Source organism: Bradyrhizobium tunisiense, assembly GCF_042263385.1.
Classification (GTDB): Bacteria; Pseudomonadota; Alphaproteobacteria; order Rhizobiales; family Xanthobacteraceae; genus Bradyrhizobium; species Bradyrhizobium tunisiense.
Window position 1 is genome coordinate 544,930 of sequence record NZ_JBHLEV010000002.1, and the last position, 17,208, is coordinate 562,137.

The 17,208-nt window shown below is 65.0% G+C and carries 18 protein-coding genes; 6 read left to right on the forward strand and 12 right to left on the reverse strand.

From position 1 onward, the window contains the following. Nucleotides 1–741 precede the first annotated feature (741 nt). On the forward strand, nucleotides 742–1,350 hold the full coding sequence (locus ACFDR6_RS09905) for a cupin (RefSeq protein WP_375858158.1): 609 nt from the start codon (nucleotides 742–744) through the stop codon (nucleotides 1,348–1,350). 92 nt (nucleotides 1,351–1,442) lie between these two features. Then, nucleotides 1,443–1,664 (forward strand): hypothetical protein, encoded by a 222-nt coding sequence (locus ACFDR6_RS09910; protein ID WP_212086256.1) that lies wholly within the window; start codon nucleotides 1,443–1,445, stop codon nucleotides 1,662–1,664. 40 nt (nucleotides 1,665–1,704) lie between these two features. On the opposite strand, the gene ACFDR6_RS09915 is transcribed toward ACFDR6_RS09910, so the two are convergent. Together ACFDR6_RS09915 and ACFDR6_RS09920 are read right to left on the reverse strand one after the other, a co-directional pair. Then, nucleotides 1,705–2,406 carry a Crp/Fnr family transcriptional regulator gene (locus ACFDR6_RS09915; RefSeq protein WP_317239777.1) on the reverse strand — a complete coding sequence of 234 codons (702 nt, stop codon included), beginning with the start codon at nucleotides 2,404–2,406 and terminating at the stop codon, nucleotides 1,705–1,707. Nucleotides 2,407–2,423: 17 nt separating this feature from the next. Beyond that, nucleotides 2,424–2,612 carry a hypothetical protein gene (locus ACFDR6_RS09920; RefSeq protein WP_317239776.1) on the reverse strand — a complete coding sequence of 63 codons (189 nt, stop codon included), beginning with the start codon at nucleotides 2,610–2,612 and terminating at the stop codon, nucleotides 2,424–2,426. A 157-nt stretch (nucleotides 2,613–2,769) separates the two neighbouring features. Here ACFDR6_RS09920 and ACFDR6_RS09925 point away from each other — a divergent pair, with 157 nt between their 5' ends. Then, the gene (locus tag ACFDR6_RS09925; protein WP_317239775.1) at nucleotides 2,770–3,510 is read left to right on the forward strand and encodes a Crp/Fnr family transcriptional regulator; all 741 of its coding nucleotides are present in this window, start codon (nucleotides 2,770–2,772) and stop codon (nucleotides 3,508–3,510) included. Between the two features lie 12 nt (nucleotides 3,511–3,522). Here the strand turns inward: ACFDR6_RS09925 and ACFDR6_RS09930 are convergent, their stop codons facing one another. The 9 genes from ACFDR6_RS09930 to lptF all read right to left on the reverse strand — a co-directional run bounded on the left by ACFDR6_RS09930 (nucleotide 3,523) and on the right by lptF (nucleotide 13,676). After that, nucleotides 3,523–4,242, reverse strand: coding sequence for a Crp/Fnr family transcriptional regulator (locus ACFDR6_RS09930; RefSeq protein ID WP_212086247.1), 720 nt, complete (start codon nucleotides 4,240–4,242; stop codon nucleotides 3,523–3,525). 339 nt (nucleotides 4,243–4,581) lie between these two features. Next, entirely contained in the window at nucleotides 4,582–4,818 is a 237-nt protein-coding gene (locus tag ACFDR6_RS09935; protein WP_212086244.1) for a hypothetical protein, read from the reverse strand. A gap of 78 nt (nucleotides 4,819–4,896) precedes the next feature. Beyond that, the gene (locus ACFDR6_RS09940; protein ID WP_212086230.1) at nucleotides 4,897–5,955 is read right to left on the reverse strand and encodes an alcohol dehydrogenase; all 1,059 of its coding nucleotides are present in this window, start codon (nucleotides 5,953–5,955) and stop codon (nucleotides 4,897–4,899) included. 93 nt (nucleotides 5,956–6,048) lie between these two features. Further along, nucleotides 6,049–6,906 carry a 16S rRNA (adenine(1518)-N(6)/adenine(1519)-N(6))-dimethyltransferase RsmA gene (gene rsmA, locus ACFDR6_RS09945; RefSeq protein ID WP_212086228.1) on the reverse strand — a complete coding sequence of 286 codons (858 nt, stop codon included), beginning with the start codon at nucleotides 6,904–6,906 and terminating at the stop codon, nucleotides 6,049–6,051. Then, nucleotides 6,906–7,922, reverse strand: a complete 1,017-nt coding sequence (gene pdxA, locus ACFDR6_RS09950; RefSeq protein ID WP_375858159.1) for a 4-hydroxythreonine-4-phosphate dehydrogenase PdxA — start codon at nucleotides 7,920–7,922, stop codon at nucleotides 6,906–6,908. Before pdxA ends, rsmA begins: the two co-directional genes overlap by 1 nt. Then, a complete protein-coding gene (locus tag ACFDR6_RS09955) occupies nucleotides 7,922–8,857 on the reverse strand; it encodes a peptidylprolyl isomerase (RefSeq protein WP_212086224.1) in 936 nt (311 codons plus the stop codon). The genes pdxA and ACFDR6_RS09955 overlap by 1 nt, the downstream gene beginning before the upstream one ends. A 69-nt stretch (nucleotides 8,858–8,926) precedes the next feature. Then, the gene (locus tag ACFDR6_RS09960) at nucleotides 8,927–11,416 is read right to left on the reverse strand and encodes an LPS-assembly protein LptD (protein ID WP_375858160.1); all 2,490 of its coding nucleotides are present in this window, start codon (nucleotides 11,414–11,416) and stop codon (nucleotides 8,927–8,929) included. Then, nucleotides 11,416–12,513 (reverse strand): LPS export ABC transporter permease LptG, encoded by a 1,098-nt coding sequence (gene lptG / locus ACFDR6_RS09965; RefSeq protein WP_375858554.1) that lies wholly within the window; start codon nucleotides 12,511–12,513, stop codon nucleotides 11,416–11,418. Before lptG ends, ACFDR6_RS09960 begins: the two co-directional genes overlap by 1 nt. Beyond that, nucleotides 12,510–13,676 (reverse strand): LPS export ABC transporter permease LptF, encoded by a 1,167-nt coding sequence (lptF, locus tag ACFDR6_RS09970; RefSeq protein WP_212086220.1) that lies wholly within the window; start codon nucleotides 13,674–13,676, stop codon nucleotides 12,510–12,512. Before lptF ends, lptG begins: the two co-directional genes overlap by 4 nt. Nucleotides 13,677–14,014: 338 nt before the next feature. On the opposite strand from lptF, the gene ACFDR6_RS09975 reads away from it, so the two are divergent. From ACFDR6_RS09975 to ACFDR6_RS09985, 3 genes are all read left to right on the forward strand, one after another. Beyond that, nucleotides 14,015–15,514 (forward strand): leucyl aminopeptidase, encoded by a 1,500-nt coding sequence (locus ACFDR6_RS09975; RefSeq protein WP_212086218.1) that lies wholly within the window; start codon nucleotides 14,015–14,017, stop codon nucleotides 15,512–15,514. 6 nt (nucleotides 15,515–15,520) lie between these two features. Next, the gene (locus ACFDR6_RS09980) at nucleotides 15,521–15,973 is read left to right on the forward strand and encodes a DNA polymerase III subunit chi (protein WP_212086215.1); all 453 of its coding nucleotides are present in this window, start codon (nucleotides 15,521–15,523) and stop codon (nucleotides 15,971–15,973) included. Nucleotides 15,974–16,138: 165 nt separating this feature from the next. Further along, nucleotides 16,139–16,624, forward strand: a complete 486-nt coding sequence (locus tag ACFDR6_RS09985) for a hypothetical protein (RefSeq protein ID WP_317243947.1) — start codon at nucleotides 16,139–16,141, stop codon at nucleotides 16,622–16,624. Between the two features lie 101 nt (nucleotides 16,625–16,725). On the opposite strand, the gene ACFDR6_RS09990 is transcribed toward ACFDR6_RS09985, so the two are convergent. Beyond that, nucleotides 16,726–17,199: a hypothetical protein gene (locus tag ACFDR6_RS09990; RefSeq protein ID WP_375858161.1), complete on the reverse strand. Its 474-nt coding sequence runs from the start codon at nucleotides 17,197–17,199 to the stop codon at nucleotides 16,726–16,728. Nucleotides 17,200–17,208 lie beyond the last annotated feature (9 nt).

Consider the following 17,208-nt stretch of genomic DNA (forward strand, 5'->3'; position numbering starts at 1 on the left):
GGTGGATCACAGGTGATGCCGGTCGCCCGGCCTTCCCTGCGCGGATGGTTTCAACGGTGTCCTTCGTGCTCTTCCCCGGGGAGCGTTGCACTATTGCCCCCGTCGCCTTGCGGATGATCGATGTGCGCACCCGGTCGGGCCGCCGCATCACCGCAAAGCTTGACGCCAGAACCCCGGGCGTCAGGACCACACGACTTCTCCGTCCGCGGACGATCCCGCCGAAAGACCTGGAGGCTGGCGTGTGCTCGCCCCCGGCATCAACGAGACCGCTGTGACCGCGCCGGGTCGTATCGCGCCGCCTCAAGACTCACGGTTGCCCGCCCTGTCATCAGGCATGTCGCGCCGGCGCTACCGCGTCCAACGCAAGCCCGGCCCGCATCTCGTGACGATCGCGAAGCGCCCCTTTGGCAAGGGCCGGGATGGTAAGGTACATGCCACAAATCCGAAATTCGGGAAAGTGGAATATTTTGCAGGGAGGTCTTGACGCGGTGTTTTGCCCGACGCCTCGCGCGGTTGCCTTGGCCGCCACGCGACGTTGCGGGGCGCCCTGAAGGGGCGAGCCGGGAATCCATTGTGCGGCGGAGCATGCGGCCCGATGGATTCCGGGCCTGCGTGCTCGCGCACGCATCCAGGAATGACGGTGGATGTGGTGAAAGGCATTCATTTCAGCGGCAGGAATAAATCCGCGGCCGAAACTTCTCGGCTCTGCCGTCGTTGAATCGCGGCGGCTGAGGAAACGTCATGCCCATCAAGGATCAGGTCAGGAATTTCGCCAGGAAGCTGGTGGAGCACCATCCCGATGCGGCAACTTTGCGTACGCTTGTGCGGTCGCGCAAACCGGCAGAACTGCATTTTCGCGACGACGGCATCGTTCCGAACAATCCGAAATTTCCCGTGCTGCTCTATCGCGGCGCGGTGAACCTGAAGACTCGGCGTTTTCCGCCCGAGGTCGTCATCGATACGCTGTTCGATACGAATGGCTGGGGGCGGTCATGGCGCGACACCGTCTACGACTTCGTTCATTATCATTCGCAAGTCCATGAAGTGATGGGCGTGGCACGCGGCTCGGCCAGAATCGAGTGCGGCGGGATCAAGGGGCGGATCCTGCGCGTGAAGGCCGGCGATGTTCTGGTCCTTCCCGCAGGCACGGGACACCGCCTGATCGAGTCCAGCCGGGACTTTCTCGTCGTCGGCGCGTACCCGCAGGACGGGACCTATGACGAGTGCACCGACACGCGAGAGCGTCCTGATGCCGTCAAGCGCATCGCCAAGGTCCGCAAGCCGAAGACGGATCCGGTGGTCGGAGCCGGCGGTCCGTTGCTCGGATCATGGGTGCGGCCGCGATCGTGAGGCGATGCTCGCCGCAGTCGCGCAAGACGGCCGGAACACCAGGGAACAACTCGCGTGCGGCCACGTCATTCGTCAGACGAAGGGAGATGCCCATGAAAGCGCTCATTACCGCGGCCGTATTTGCAGCCATGTCCGGCCCGGTCGTTGCCCAGAATACGGGGCCGGCTCCGCAGACCGGCATGGACAGGCCGGAAAATACCAACGGTGCCACGGAGAGAGGGAAAATGGACACCACCGGCATGAATGCCGATCGGGCGAAGCAGCCCGAAACCAAAGGCACGTCCGGACAGCGCAGGACGGATGAGAAGAAGTAGCTGATCCAGCGGGCCGCGACCTGGCATTCGTCCGCCGCGCTCACGTCAGATAATTCGGCGTGAAATCCGCAAGCTCGCGCAGCTCTTCGGGTCGCAGCAGCTCGATCTCGCTGCCCTCCCAAGCGATCAATCGACGATGCCTCAGTTCCTGGATGGTGCGATTGACGTGAACGATCGACAGCCCGCAGGCATCGGCGACGTGCCGCTGCGTCATCGGCATCTGGAAGCAGCCGTCCTTGAGAAGCCCGACGACCTCCAGCCTTGCGGCGAGTTCGCAGATGAGGTGCGCGACCTTGGGCAAGGCCGCCTGCGCGCCGAGGCGGGCGATCCATTGCCGCGCGATCGCCGCATCGATCAACGTCTCGCGCCAGAACGCGCGGGTTAAATGGTTCGAGCCGTCGAGAAGCTGCCGGAGCTGGCCGTGCGCGACAGTGCCGACGATGGTCGGTCCGAGGCCGACGAGATCCGCATCCATCGGCGAGACCAGCAGCGAGTGCAGGCAGGGCATGTCGCCGGGAACGTGGAAAGCGAGGATCTGGCTGCGGTCGCCGACGATGCGGGCCTGATAGAGGAAGCCACTCACGACGAAGACGCAGCGCGAGGCGGCCTCGCCCTGTCGCAACACGATCTCGCCGTCGGCGACCTGGCGCAGCGTGGAGGGCAGGGCGGCGACCTTCTGGCGTTCGTCCCCGGACAGCCCTTCCATGGCCAGCAGACGCGAGATGAATTTCGGATGCGGCATGAGCCTCGCGTGCCGCTTCAACCGCTGCGCGGCACCGACGCCTTGCGGAACTCGCGGATGGCGCGGGCGAGTTCCTGGTCGGACATCGGCTGGACCGGGAGCTTCAGCGTTGCCGTGACGAAGGCATCCCCGATGTTGTCGAGGGGCTCGGTCGCATCCGACGTGAACAGGCTGCGGATGCGCTCCAGGATCGTGGTCGGGCTCATGAAGGGGCCGGCTCGGTTCGCAGTCGGTGTGACGGATGGATGCGACCCGCTACGGTCGCAAACCGGTTAGCAACCTGTGCTTCCGATCCGCGTTCTAGTCCGCTGAACCCTGGCCGGACGTATCATTTGATAGAACCGGCGCATTTTTGGCGACCTCATGGAAAAAACCCACGACGTGCTGATCCGGAACCTTTGCGAGCACACCGCGCTCACAGAGGAAGACGTTGCCGAAATCCGGGCGCTTACCTTCACGCTGCGCGATTTGGGGCCCAACGAGGATTTCATCCGTCAGGGCGACGAACCCGAACATTCGGTGCTGGTTGTCACCGGCATGGTCGCGCGCTACCATCTGCTGGCTGGCGGCGGGCGACAATATCTCGCGTTCCATCTCACCGGCGACCTGCCGGACGCGCAGGGCCTGTTCATCGACCAGATGGATCATGGATTGAGCGCGCTGGGGCCGGCCTCGGTCGCCTTCATTCCGCATCGCGAATTGTTCATCGCGTTCCGGCGACGGCCCAGCTTTGGGCTGGCCGTCTGGCGCGAGACGCTGCTCGATGCCGCGATCTTTCGCGAGGCCATCACCAACAACAGCGCCCGGCCGATGCAGGCGCGCATGGCACATTTGTTCTGCGAGCTATTCTACCGCGCCCGCGCCGCGCAGCTCGTGCGCGGCAATCGCTGCCCCATGCCGATCAGCCTGGCGCAGCTCGGCGAGACGCTGGGCATGGCGATCGCAACCGTGAACCGGACACTGGCCGAACTCAGGCGCAGCGGGGCCATGGATCTGCGCGAGGGCGAGCTGATCGTGCAGAAATGGCGCGACTTGCAGCGGCTCGGCGACTTCAGCCCGGTCTATCTGCACCAGAAGCGGCAGTCGGCGCCGCCGCGTGTGTGAGACCGCCGCGCGCTAGCCTTGGGCGGCAGTCGCCCTGCCGAGCACTTCATCAAAATGCTTCTTCACCAAGTCGTTGCAGCAGCATGCCTTGGCGTCGAGAGCGGCTGCGTCGAGGACCAGGATGGCACCGCGGCGGGTGGCGAGGATGCGCCTCGCCTTGAACATCTGGATGACGCGACTGGCATAGCTGCGGGAGACACCCAGCATGCCGGCAAGTTGCTCGTGGGTGAGGGGAATCTCCGCTTGGCCGATATGTTCCTGCGTGGAGATGATCCACTTGGCGGCGCGCTGTTCGATCGAATGCGCGGCGTTGCAAGCTGCTGTTTGCAGCAACTGCGCGAACTGGCAGTCGGCATAGCGCGAAAATACCTCTTGCAGCGCGGCCGACCTCTGTTGCGCCTGCTCGAGCGCGCGCAACGGCAGCCGAACGAGCGCGCCGCCCAGTTTCACGACGATACGGGAATAAGCGAGTGAAGGATTGCGGCCGGCGGCAACGCCCACGGCGCCCTCGCGTCCCACCAGCAGGCTCTCGACCTCGCGGTCATCCTCGACCGGTACGGCGAACGACACGAGCGTGGGGCCGCAGGGGAAATGAACCGCCGCCACGGCATCGCCTGCATGGTGCAGGATGTGGCTCGCCTCGAGTTCGACCAGCTGGAGATGAGGGGCAAGGAGTTCAAAATCTCGGGGGGCGAGCTGCCGGAGCAGATCGTTCAGGGGCCGACCGGTCACAGGTGTTTCTCTTGGCTGCCGGGAATCGGCGCGCCAGAACCCTACGTTTCCGTGGCGGAAGCAACGGTTTCAAAGTGTACACAAGGGGCGTTGAAGGCCCAAAAGTTCTTGAGCGGGTTTTGCGGAATTTTGGAAGGCGCGGCGCCGGGGCCCGCATGCGCGCGGGCCCCGCAGCGGTAATCGTCGCGAAGTCTGTTCAGGAGTGTACATAGCGGGGGCGCCGTTTGGCGTACCCTGTTCGCGCCGAGCGCCGTGCCCCGTGCGCTTTGCCCGACGGACCGCCGGCCGTGATCTGCCCGAATGCCGCCGGGCCGGCGGGTCCTAGGGCGGTGATGACCTTCACCCGAAGCAGGCTTCGCGGTCCCCTAAGGATCGGCGTTGCGCCGCATGCGCGCGGTAGGCATCGATCGCCTTGTTGGCGAGCATCAGCTGCCGGCGTTCGCCTGTCCTGAGCTGGGCTTCGATCGCGTCGAGAATGACGTTGGCGCTCTCGTCCGGCGGGCCGAGCTCGCCGCTCTGCTCCAGGCAGCTCCAGGCGATGAAGAATGCGCTTTCGACGGTGCAGCGAATGGACATGGGCTGCCAACGCAGCGGGGCCGAAGGCGTTCCGTGCGGCGGGCGCGACTTGCGTCCGCCCCCGCCGCACGCGAACGGTCAGTTCTTCAGCACGATGCGGCCGACCACCTTGCCGGCGCGAAGCTCGTCGATCCATTTCTGGACATCGCCCATCGGCTCCTCGCGCATCGGCGTCGGCTTGATCTTGCCGGCGCGCGCCAGCGCCATCAGCTCCTGGGCTTCAGCGAGCGTGCCGACCATGAAGCCTTCGATGGTCATGCGCTTGTAGACCCACTGCACCATCGGCAGTGTGAACTGGCCGCCCATCAGGCCGGAGACCACAATCTTGCCGCCGCGCGCGGCGACCGCGACCGCAAAGGCCATCGACTTCTCGTTGCCGGCGAAATCGACGATCTCGTCGAAGCCGCCTTCGGTCTCCTTCAGGATCCGCTTGATCACGTCGGGCTCGGACGGATCATAGGCGACGGCGGCACCGTTCTTCAGCGCGGTGTCGCGCGCCGCCGGCGAGAGGTCGGCAACGGTGATCGGCTGCTTGAACATCGCCTGCGCGAACGACAGGCCCATCATGCCGACGCCGCCGAGGCCGATCAGCAGGAGGTTGCGTTGGCGCGGACGGTCGACCAGTCGCTTGAGCGCGCCATAGGCGGTGACGCCGGAGCACATCAGCGTCGCGGCCTGGTTGACGGGCAGCGGATCGTAGTCGAGCAGGTATTTCGCGTCGGGCACCAGCACGTGGGTGGCGAATCCGCCATCGATGGAAACGCCGAGGAAGCGCTGCTTCACACACAGGTTCTCGTCGCCATTGGCGCAGTCGCGGCACTGGCCGCAGCCGATCCAGGGGAAGACGGCTTTCCTGGCGCCGACGAGGCCGGCGGCGACGTCGGGGCCGACCTCGTCGACCACGCCGGCGATCTCGTGGCCGAGCGTGAAGGGCAGCGTCATGCCGCGCGTGGTGTCGAGCTTCTTGCCGCCGCCGAGATCGGCATAGCCGTCCTGGATGTGGAGATCGGAGTGGCAGAGGCCGCAGCGCTCGATGCGCACCAGCACCTCACGCCCTTGCGGCTTCGGCGTATCGACGACGGTCTCGCACAAGGGTGCATCGAACTTGACCAGGGACTGCCGACGCATCAACGCCATATTTCTTCCTCCGAAATTATCTCATGGTTTGAGCATGATCTCGTCCGGAAAACCGCTTCACACTTTGCGCTAGCGCGGCCCTTCGGGTCCGGATCATGCTTCTTCGGTTCGTATATTGGCCAATTCACGGGCCATGGCAACAAAGCCGGAAATGGGAATCGTCTCGGCGCGCCGCGTCGCATCGACACCGGCGGCAGCGGCGAGCCGCGCCGGATCGACGCCGAGCGATTTCAGGCTCTGGCGCAGCATCTTGCGGCGCTGGCCGAAGGCCGCGGCTGCGACCTGCTCGAGCAGCTTGCGATCGCAGGCAAGCGGCTCTGCGCGGGGCACCAGGCGCACGACGGAGGATGTGACCTTCGGCGGCGGCACGAAGGCGGACGGCGCAATGTCGAACAGGATCTTGGTCTCGCAGCGCCAGTTGGCGAGCACGCCGAGCCGGCCATAGGCCTCCTCGTCCTCGCGCGCGACGATGCGCTCGCCGACCTCGCGCTGGAACATCAGAACCATCAGATCGTACCAGGGCGGCCAGGGCTCGCTCGTCAGCCAGTTGATCAGAAGCTGGGTCGCGATGTTGTAGGGCAGGTTGGCGACGATCTTTGCTCGTTCGCCACCGAGCAGCGGGCGCGGGTCGAAGGTCATGGCATCGCCGTGCACGATCTCGAGCCTGCCTGGGTAGCGGGCGGAAATATCGCGCAGTGCCGGGATCGCACGCTCGTCATGCTCGATGGCGATGACGCGCCTTGCGCCGAGCGCGAGCAGCGCCCGCGTGAGCCCGCCGGGGCCGGGGCCGATCTCGACGATGGTGGAGTCTTCCAGCGGCGCGGCCGCACGGGCGATGCGGGCGGTGAGATTGAGGTCGAGCAGAAAGTTCTGGCCGAGCGATTTGCGCGCCGACAGCGCGTGCTGGCGAATGACCTCGCGCAGCGGCGGGAGGTCGTCGATGGCGCTCATCAGCTTTGCGAAGCCATGCGGCTTGCGAGCCTCAAGGCCGCGATGAGGCTCGCCGGATTGGCCTTGCCCGTGCCGGCGATGTCGAAGGCGGTGCCGTGATCGGGCGAGGTGCGGATCAAGGGCAGGCCGAGCGTGACGTTGACCGCGTCGTCGAAGGCGACGGTCTTGATCGGGATCAGCGCCTGGTCGTGATACATGCACACGGCGCAGTCGTAGGTAGCACGCGCGGCTTCGTGGAACATGGTGTCGGCGGGCAGCGGGCCTCTTGCCTCGATGCCGTCGCGGCGCAGCGCCTTGAGCGCCGGCGCGATGATGGTCTGCTCCTCGTGGCCGAGCGAGCCGTCCTCGCCGGCATGGGGATTGAGGCCGGAAACCGCGATGCGCGGCCGCGCGATGCCGAAGCGGGATTTCAGCTCGGTTGCGACGATGCGGACGGTCGAGACGATCAGCTCGCTGGTGAGCTGGGCCAGCGCCTCGCGCATCGAGACGTGGATGGTGACGGGTACCACGGCGAGCTGGGGCGACCACAGCATCATCACCGGCTGCGGCACGCGGCCGTCCTCGGCTGCGAGCTCGGCAAGGAACTCGGTGTGGCCGGGATGACGGAAGCCTGCGCGGTAGAGCACGCTCTTGGCGATCGGATTGGTGACGACGGCGCCGGCGCGGCCCTCGCGGACATCAGTGACCGCCTGCCGGATCGAGGCGAGCGCAGCCGTCGCGCTCGATGCATCGGGCTTGCCGGGCTCGGCGGTCGCACGCTCGCCGGTGGCGACGACGGGCAGGGCGTCAGCGAAGGCGGCTTCGGCTTCGCCGGGGCTCGCCGCGGCGATCCTGATATCGGCGCCGAGCGCCTTGGCACGCCGGGCGATCAGCGCCTCGTCGCCGAGCAGGTAGAAGGCGGGCAGGTTCAGCTCACGGCGCCTCAGCCAGGCTGCGATCGTGATGTCGGCGCCGATGCCGGCGGGCTCTCCCAGGGTCAGGGCAAGGGGAAGGGACTTTGCTGCGCGATGGGCCATCAGCGGTTGCGATATTCGATCATCGCCGCCTTGCGGAGGTCGTCGAGATAGGCCTTCTGGGTCTTCTCGTACTTCTCCTGGTACATCTTCTCGCGGACCTCGCGCTTCTTCGGCGTGTCGATCATGGTCGGCTTGCGCGAGCACAGCACCACCATCTCGATGCCGTTCTTGGTCAGCTCGGGCGCGGTCAAACGGCCGATCGGCGTGTCGTCGAGCACCTTGCGCAGCGCCTCCGGCAGTTCCGCGGTGGTCTTGGTGACGCTGTCGCGGATGGTGGCGTTCGGCGTCGAGCGGAACAGCGAATTGGCTTCCTCGCAGCTTCCGACGCGCGAGCGATAGGTCTCGGCTTCCTTCTTGCGTGTCTCCAGGAATGCCGCCGACGAGCCGCGCGGCACGATCAGCACGATCGGCTGCATCTTGTATTCGGTGCCCTCGATCTGAAGCTTGTCGCCGGTCTGGGCCTGCACGGCCTGCGCGACCTCGCGCTCGCCGACCAGCAGCTTCTCCTTGAAGCGGCCGCGCACGAGGCTGGTCCAGACCATCTCGGACTTCATGCGGCCCTTCAGCGTTTCGGGGCGGACGCCCTTGGATTCGAGCGACTTGGTGAGCTGCTCCGGCGTGATGCGCATGCGCTGCGCCATCCCCTCGAAGGACTGGTTGACCTCGGAGACGCCGGGATCGACCCCGTACTTCTTGCCTTCCTTGAGCTTCACCTTGTCGTCGATCAGCTCGTTGATGACCTGCTCGCGGCTCGGGACCTTCTGCGTCGTCAGCTGGTCGAGCTTGGAGCGCTGATCGATGTCGAAATCGGTGATCGGATCACCGTTGACCATGACGACGATGTTCTGCGCGCGCGACGGCGAGGGCAGTCCGGTCAGGAACAGCCCGGCACTGACGGCGAGCAGGAGGCGGAAGACGGGCAATGGGGACGTCATGATTGTCGCTCGCATGTCAACCGCGTCGAGCCTGTGATGAGGGCAAGCGCGGCCGGCACTTCAAACCGTTCACTGGAGGCCGGCGGAACTGCTGGACGTCGACGAGGTCGCCAGCGTGCGCAGGCCGATCTGGAACATGAACGCATGGCTCAGCACGGGCGGCGCGGTGCCCGCGGAATAGCTATACGAAGTTACGTAGTTCGCCGCCAGCACGAAGCAATCGTCGACGTAGCCGGCGCCGAGCACATACTGGTTGATCTTGTTGGCCTCGAGGTCCCACCGCGCCGAACCCGATACCACCCAGTTGGTGGCGAGCTTGATCGAGCCCGAGGTCAGGATGCCCTCGCGGCGGGTCAGATAGCCGAGTTCCGGCTGCTGCGCGTAATTGCCGTACAGCACGGAGACGGACCAGCGATTGAAATTGGCGCGGCCTTCCGCCTCGAAGCGCTGGACGTTCCAGGTCTGCTCGTCCATGCGGGAGCGGACGCTGAACGTATAGGTGCTGTTGGGTGAGTAGCTCGCACTCGCAACGTAATCGGAACGCGGCTTGTCCAGGCCGGAATCCAGACCGGTATTGATGGAGTCATTGACCGCGAAGGAGTTCATGCCGAACAGCTGGTAGGACTGGCCGAACAGCGCCTTGACGGCGCCGCCCCTGTCGAACTGCGTGGTGGACTGCACGCCGACATTGGCGCGGCCGCCGCCCTCGACGCGGTCGTAGCCGGAAAACTTGTCGACGCTGAATAGGTTCGAGGCGTCGAACACCATGCTCTGGGCGTCCTCGTTCGGGAGCCTGCCGGCATAGGTCTCGTTCGGGCGAATGATGATCTGCGCGATCGGCTCGACGGTGGTCGAGCCCCAGGGCTGAACGTTGATGAAGGGATAGCGGTATTCCAGGCCCACGGTCGGCATCAGGCGGAACGCCTGGGTGTCGCCGACGGGAAGATAGTTCGACACGCCCGGCTGGTTGGAGACCGAGGAGTTGATCGCGTCGGCGCGCAGGCTGGCGAACGGCGTCCAGATCTGGCCGAGCGGGTCGGTGAACGATTTGCGCCACTGCGCTTCAGCGGTGAGACGGGTATAGCTGCCGGGGAAGCCGCGCAGCAGGCACTGCGACGGCGTGCGGGCCAGCGGATCGGCCGACGCCGTGGTGCAAAGACTGTTGGTGTTGGCGATCGTCGTGATCGGGTCGAACACCGCCTCGTCACGCGACAGGTTCACGAAATTGGTCTTGTAGCTGAACTCGCCGCCGAAGACCGGATAGTTGAGCACGTTGGAATAGTCGATCACCGGATAGACGATCGGCACCTGGCTCTGGTTGCCCGAATAGCTCAGCCAGTACATCGTGCGCGCATCGAAGTAGCTGCGGTTGCCGACGCCGGTCAGATAGAGCTGCGACAGCGCTTCCGTCGGCAGCAGCAGGAACGAGCCGAGCGGATCGCGGTACTGGTAGAGCCGGTAGTCCGAGAAGAAATAGTAATCGGACATCAGGACGCCGTCCCAGCCCCAGACCCATTTGTCGTTCAGCGCGAACTGACCCTTGGTGTCGACGGCGCCGCGGAAGTCGCGGTCGCCGGGCTGTCCGGCGAACGCTCCGGGATCGAGCTGGTTGATGCCGTAAGCGCGGATCTGGTAGGCGCCGTCGATCAGGCGCTGGCGGAATTCGCCCTGCAGCATCACGCCCTGCCGCGACATGAAGCGGGGGGTGAAGGTGGCGTCCATGTCGGGCGCGATCGCCCAATAATAGGGAACCTCGGCACCGAAGCCGGTGTTCGTCGTGCCCGGGAAGTAACCCGGCATCAGGAAGCCGCTCTTGCGCTTCACGGTCGGGTCGGGCGTCGAGAAATAGGGCATGTAGGCGAGCGGCACGCCGAAGAACTCGATCTGCGCCGTCTCGAAATACAGCATCTTCTCCTGCTGGTCGTGGATGATGCGCGCACCCTTGACCTGCCACAGCGGCGGCTTCTTCGGATCGTCCTTGCACGGCGCGCAGGCGGTGTAGACGCCGTTCTCGAACACCGTGTAGTTGCCGCTGGAGCGGTCGGCGCGGCTCGCGGCCATGCGGGTCTGGTCGGCGGTGTCCACGCGCAGCGAATCGACGAAGCCGTCGCGGTAATCGTCGGAGAGATCCATGATCTCGGCATAGGTGATCTTGCCGTCGGCATCCGTCATGCGGATGTTGCCTTCGGCATGCAGCCGCTTGGTCTTCTGGTCGTAGACGACCCTGTCGGCTTCGACGCTGGTGCCGTTGTAGAACAGCTGGACGTTACCGACCGCCGAGACGCGCGAATTGTTGTAGTCGTAATCGACCTCGGTCGCCTGCACCAGCATCTGGTTGTCGTTGGGAGCCTTGGGCGGCTTCGGACGCGGTGGCAGCGGATTGTAGGTGAAGCTCTGGGCGGACGCCGGCGCAATGGCGGCGACATCGATCAGCCCGCCGAGCGAGGCCGCGGTGACGACGGCGAGCAACAGCCTGCGGATGGACAAGCCGCTCCCGTTCGCGCGCACTACGGTGCGCCGCGTCAAACGAGACACGAGTCCTCGACGGACGGCAGTCACTAACCGTCCTCCTGGTACAACAAGGCCAAAAAGCCGGTGAGGCCGCCCACCACTGCAGGCAACCACGCCGCAGCGATCGGATGCATCAACTCAGCCTTGCTCAAGTCTTCAGTCACTTTCGACAGAACGTAGAGCAGAAAGCCTGCGCCCACGCCACTCAAAACCATCTTTTGCACGCCGCCCATCCGGAAGAAGCGCAACGACACGGAGGCCGCGAGCATCACCATTGCAGCCAGCAAAAACGGCTGCGCCAGAAGCTTTTGATACTGGAGTCGGTATCCGGCTGTCGCGAAGCCTGAGCTCTCGGAAGAGCGGATGTAGCTCGGTAGTTGCCAAAAGGACACAGTCTCGGGGGTGGAAAAGCTGTTGCGGACCTGCGCCTCGGTCAGGGTCGTTGGAATCTCCAGGGTGGCCTGATCGACCGGCGGGGAGTCCAGCGAGAAGCGGCGCACGCCCTTGAACAGCCAGCGGCCGCTCTCGAGTGTCGCCTCGCGCGCCTCGACCCGTTCCTTGAAGTGCTGCTCCGGGTCGAACCGGAACAGCGTGAGTCCCGTGAGCCGGACGCCCTGCTGCTCGCTGCGCGCCGCATTGATGATGGTCTGGCCGTCGCTGGTCACCTGGTTGAGCCAGAAGCCGGAGGCGTCCTGGATGCCGCCGCCGGGCGCCGAGCCGAACAGCTCGGCCTCCATGCGCTTGGAGGCTTCGCGCAAGTTTGCCGACATCGGATTGTAGGCAACGGTAGCGATCACTCCGATCAGGAGCGCGCTGCCGAGCGCCGGCGAGATGAACTGCCATGCGGAAATGCCGGCGGCGCGTGCCACCACGAGTTCGAGCCGGCGGGAGAGGGCGAGGTAGCAGGTCATGGCGCCGACCAGCATGCAGAACGGCGTCAGCTTCTCCAGCAGCTGCGGCACCCGGAACAGCGAGGTCTCGGCCACCATGAGCGCCGAGGCGGATGCCAGGCTAGAGGTCTTACGCACCATCTCGATGTAGTCGACCAGCACCAGCAGCAGGAAAATGCTCGCGAACACGCCAAGCGCGGCGACCACGAAGCGGCCGGCGAAATAGCGCCCGAGTGTGTTGGTGAGCATGCTCATGCGGTGGCCGGACGTCCGAACAGCCGCGCGATGCGCGCGTTCGACCTGTTGATGGCGTCCATCAGGCCAGGGGGCGGCTCGACGACGACGCCGCCGATGATCATCCACAGCCCGGCGCCCATGGCGCCGAAAACCATCGCGTATTGCAGCAGCACCGCGCTCGGCGACTTCACCGCCATCACCGAACAGGCAAAGCCCGCCATGCGCAGGCCGAACACCGCGATGATCGATGAGCCGATCGAGAAGTTACGGCTCTGGCGGGTGGTGCGCGGCGCCCCGAGGAACGCAAAGGTCAGCACCGCAAAGGCGAAGGGATAGACCGGCGCGAGCAGGCTGTCATGCAGGGCCGAGCGGAACTGCCCGGGAATCTGCTTGTAGACGGGATCGTTCTCTGACGGCGAGAACAACTCCCAGAGATAGCGCTCGCGGATGCCGAGGGTGACGTCGCGGCCCTTGGAGAATTTCGACATGTCGAAGCCGTAGCGGCCGAAAGCCACCAGCGCCGGATCGCGCTTGCCTGCCTCGAAGCGCTGGAGATTGCCGGTCTCCAACACCAGGAACGAGCCGGTGTCGTTCTTCACGACCTCGCCGCGTTCGGCGACGATCGAGACGCGCTCGTTCGGGTCGCGGCGGTCGTCGATGAAGATGCCGGCCAGGATGCCGCCGGGCTGGCGTTCGCGAATCCGGATCGTGAGGTTCTCGTCGAGCCGGGCGAAGCGGCCGGGCTGCAGGATGTTGGTGAGAACGTCCGCGGTGATCTCGGCATCCCACTGCTTGATCCGCCGCATGCCGTCGGGGGCGAGATAGGCCGCAATGAAAGCGACCAGCAGTGACACCACGCAGGTGGCGTAGAAGAACGGAAGGAACAGCCGGATCGGCGAGAAGCCGGCGGCATTCATCACGATGATCTCGGAATCGGTCGCGAGCTTGTTGAGCGTATGCGAGATCGCGATCATCAGCGCGATCGGCGAGATGATCAGGACCAGGGCCGGCACGACGAGGCTGGTGATGCCGAGGAAGGTGAGGATGGTCTGACCCTGGCTCGTCATCAGATCGATGCCGCGCAACGCCTGCGTAATCCAGATCACGCCGGTGAGGCTGACCAGGATCAGCGCAAACGACGCCAGCGTCGTGCGGAAGATGTACTTATCGATCGACCCCATGCGCTACCGCACGAATCCCACCAAGGCCCCAATGTCGGCCGAAACTCCGCTGTCCAACCCATCCCCGATCAGGGGATCCCCAAGGTCGGCCAGCGCCTCTTCCGCCTGCTTACTCTCTCACTACCATCCCTTTGATCCGTCAACAAAATGGCTGGCCCGTGGCACCCTCAATATATGGTTAATATTTCGCTGGTTGTGGCCTTGAGGTCACGGGGGGTGCTTGGCATCTGCCGGGCCGCTGGCCCATAGTGCGAAATGCTCAGTGAATCGTCGTTCAGGTCCGGCCGCGGCCGGAGCCGATAACGGCAAGAAGACCCAGTTTTATGAAGGAGTTACCCATGTCCGATGCCATCAAGGTCGGCTTCGTCCCATTGTCATCAGCCGCCCGTGGCATCCTGGTCGTGTTCTGCGACGACGGCTTGAAGGTCGGTCCGGCGACGGCCAAGGCGCTGGGCGGCGCTGTCGAACTCGTGAAGCGCGCGGCCACCGCCGCTGCCTTCAAAGGCAAAAGCGGGACCGCGCTGGACATCCTGGCCCCGGAAGGGGTGAAAGCCACCCGTTTGCTCGTGATCGGCGCCGGCAAGGCAGCCGGCCTGAAGGCGAACGATTTCCTCAAATTCGGCGGTGTGGCGGCGAGCAAGATTCCCACCGGGACGACCACCATGACCATTATGGCGGAGCTGCCCGATGGCGCCATGACGAGCGAGCAGGCGGTTGCGATTGCCTCGGGCCTTCGCTTACGCGCCTACAAGTTCGACCGTTACAAGACCAGGAAGAAGGACGGCGAAGAGGGCGGCTCGCGCGCCGACATCTCGCTTGCGGTCGGCGATGCCGCCGCTGCGAAGAAGGCGTTTGCCGCGGCCGGCCACGTCGTCGACGGCGTGATCATCGCGCGCGACCTCGTCAACGAGCCGCCGAACGTGCTCTTTCCGGAAGAATTCGCACGCCGCGCCGGTCAGCTTCGCAGGCTCGGCGTCAAGGTCGAGGTGCTCGACGTCAAGGCGATGCAGAAGCTCGGCATGGGCGCGCTGCTCGGCGTCGGCCAGGGCTCGGCGCGGCCGAGCCGCACCGTGATCATGCGCTGGGACGGGGGCAAGAAAGGCGAGGCCCCGGTCGCCTTCGTTGGCAAGGGCGTCTGCTTCGACACCGGCGGCATCTCGATCAAGCCGGCCGGCAGCATGGAGGACATGAAGGGCGACATGGGCGGAGCGGCCTGCGTCGTCGGCCTGATGCACGCGCTGGCGGCGCGCAAGGCCAAGGCCAACGTGGTCGGCGCCATTGGCCTCGTCGAGAACATGCCGGACGGCAACGCGCAGCGGCCGGGCGATATCGTCACCTCGATGTCGGGCCAGACCATCGAGATCATCAACACCGACGCGGAAGGCCGCCTCGTGCTGGCCGACGTGCTCTGGTACGTCGCCAAGAAGGTGAAGCCGAAATTCATGGTGGATCTGGCGACGCTGACCGGCGCGATCGTGGTCGCGCTCGGCACCGATCATGCCGGCATGTTCTCCAACAATGACGAGCTTGCCGAACGCCTGCTGACGGCCGGCGTCGAGACCGGGGACAAGGTCTGGCGCATGCCGCTCGGTCCCGAATACGACAAGCTGATCGATTCCCAGTTCGCCGACATGAAGAACACCGGCGGCCGTCACGGCGGCTCGATCACCGCGGCGCAGTTCCTGCAGCGTTTCGTCGACGGCACGCCCTGGGCCCATCTCGATATCGCCGGCACCGCCATGGGCGCGCCGAAGACCGACATCAACCAGAGCTGGGGCAGCGGCTACGGTGTCCGTCTGCTCGACCGTCTGGTCGCCGACCATTACGAGCGCAAATGACCCGTGATGACTGAAGTCCTGTTCTATCATCTGCAAAACATGACGGTAGAGAACGTGTTGCCGCCGCTTCTCGAGAAATCGCTCGAGCGCGGCTGGCGCGTCGTGGTGCAGTCGACCTCGGAAGAACGGGCCGACGCGCTCGACGCGCATTTGTGGACCTATCGCGACGATTCCTTCCTGCCGCACGCGACATGGCGCGTGAGCGATGCCGCCGATCAGCCGATCGTGCTGGCGATCGAGGAGGGCAATCCCAACGGCGCCCATGTCCGCTTCCTGGTCGACAATGCCGCGTTGCCGGAGGACGCGCAGGGCTATGCGCGCATGGTGCTGCTGTTCAACGGCGACGATCCGGATGCGCTCGCGCTCGCCCGCAGCACCTGGACGGATTGCAAGGCGCGGGGATTTGATGTCACCTATTGGCAAGCCGACGAGCGGGGCCGGTGGCAGCGTCGGAATTAGCGTCGATCGCAATTAATGATAATTTGCACTTTTGGTGCGATGCTGGCTTTTGTCACCTTCGTGCCGCAAAGTGATGTTGGGACAATTGCTTAGGGCTGGTCCTTCACGCGGGGAATTTGGTTTATCGTGCGACATCAAAAGCTTCCCAAGTCGCTCATCATTGCGTTGGCTGCCGTAGCACCGCTGGTCGCGGGCTGTTCGGGCGGGACCGACCTGCTGTCGAAGGACGCCGAGTGGTTCCAGAAACCCGGCCGCCTCTTCATCAAGAACATCTCGATCGAGTCGCCGCCGCTGTCCCCCGACAAGCCGGTGGGAGCTGAGGATCTCGTCACCGCCGACGGCGCCTGTCCCGGCATGGCGCCGCCTCCCGGGCCAGCCGATGCCAACGCATCGTCGACGGCACCGGCGCCCATGGGCGGCACGGTCGCACTCGGCCACACCGAATGCGACGTGGTGCGCGGCGTCGGCACGCCGTCGACTGTCAATCTCTCCAGCGATGCTGCCGGCCGGCGGGTCGCCGTGGTGACCTGGACCACCGGCCCGCGTGCGGGCATCTATACATTCACCTCCGGCCGCCTGTCCTCGATCGAGGGCAATCCCGATCCGCAGCCGGTGCCGAGGGCAGGGAAGCCGAAGAAGAAGCAGGCGTAAGCGGCAATTGCCTGCGTCAGTGGATCAGCTTTTCGTGCATCGTAGAAGCTGTTGCGCTGCTCCGCAGATCCGCCAGCCCTGACCCTCCCGCGGGCGCCCCGTTAGAGCAACGGTTTGGTGCTGAGGCGATCGGGTTGTCGAATGCGGAAACGGCCCTTCATCTTGAAGCCGTCACGCATATTGAGGCCGAGGAGAACGATGTTCATCGCGCCGGCAAACAATTCCAGAGTCTGTACGACGTAGAATGTGGTGTCGAACTCCGCGGCCTTTGCCTTGGCGGCAAGAAACAACGCGGCGGGGATGAGAACCAGGATGCCGTTGCCGGCGATGACCGGCATACGCTTGATCTTTGCGCCGATCAGGCCAGCGCGTCGCCCCTTTGCCAGGAAGAACCCTGAACCTCCCGTCACCGCGAGCGCTGGAACCAGCAACAGGAAGCCCCAGGGTATGGCCGTCTTGACCATGGCCACGCTCGCTTGTGTCGCAAATAGCTCGGTCAGAGCCGTGGAAAGCCAGAAGGCCGCAATCATCGTCAACGCGACCGTGCCCGCCAATGGGTGGATGATTCTGGTCATCGAGTCCTG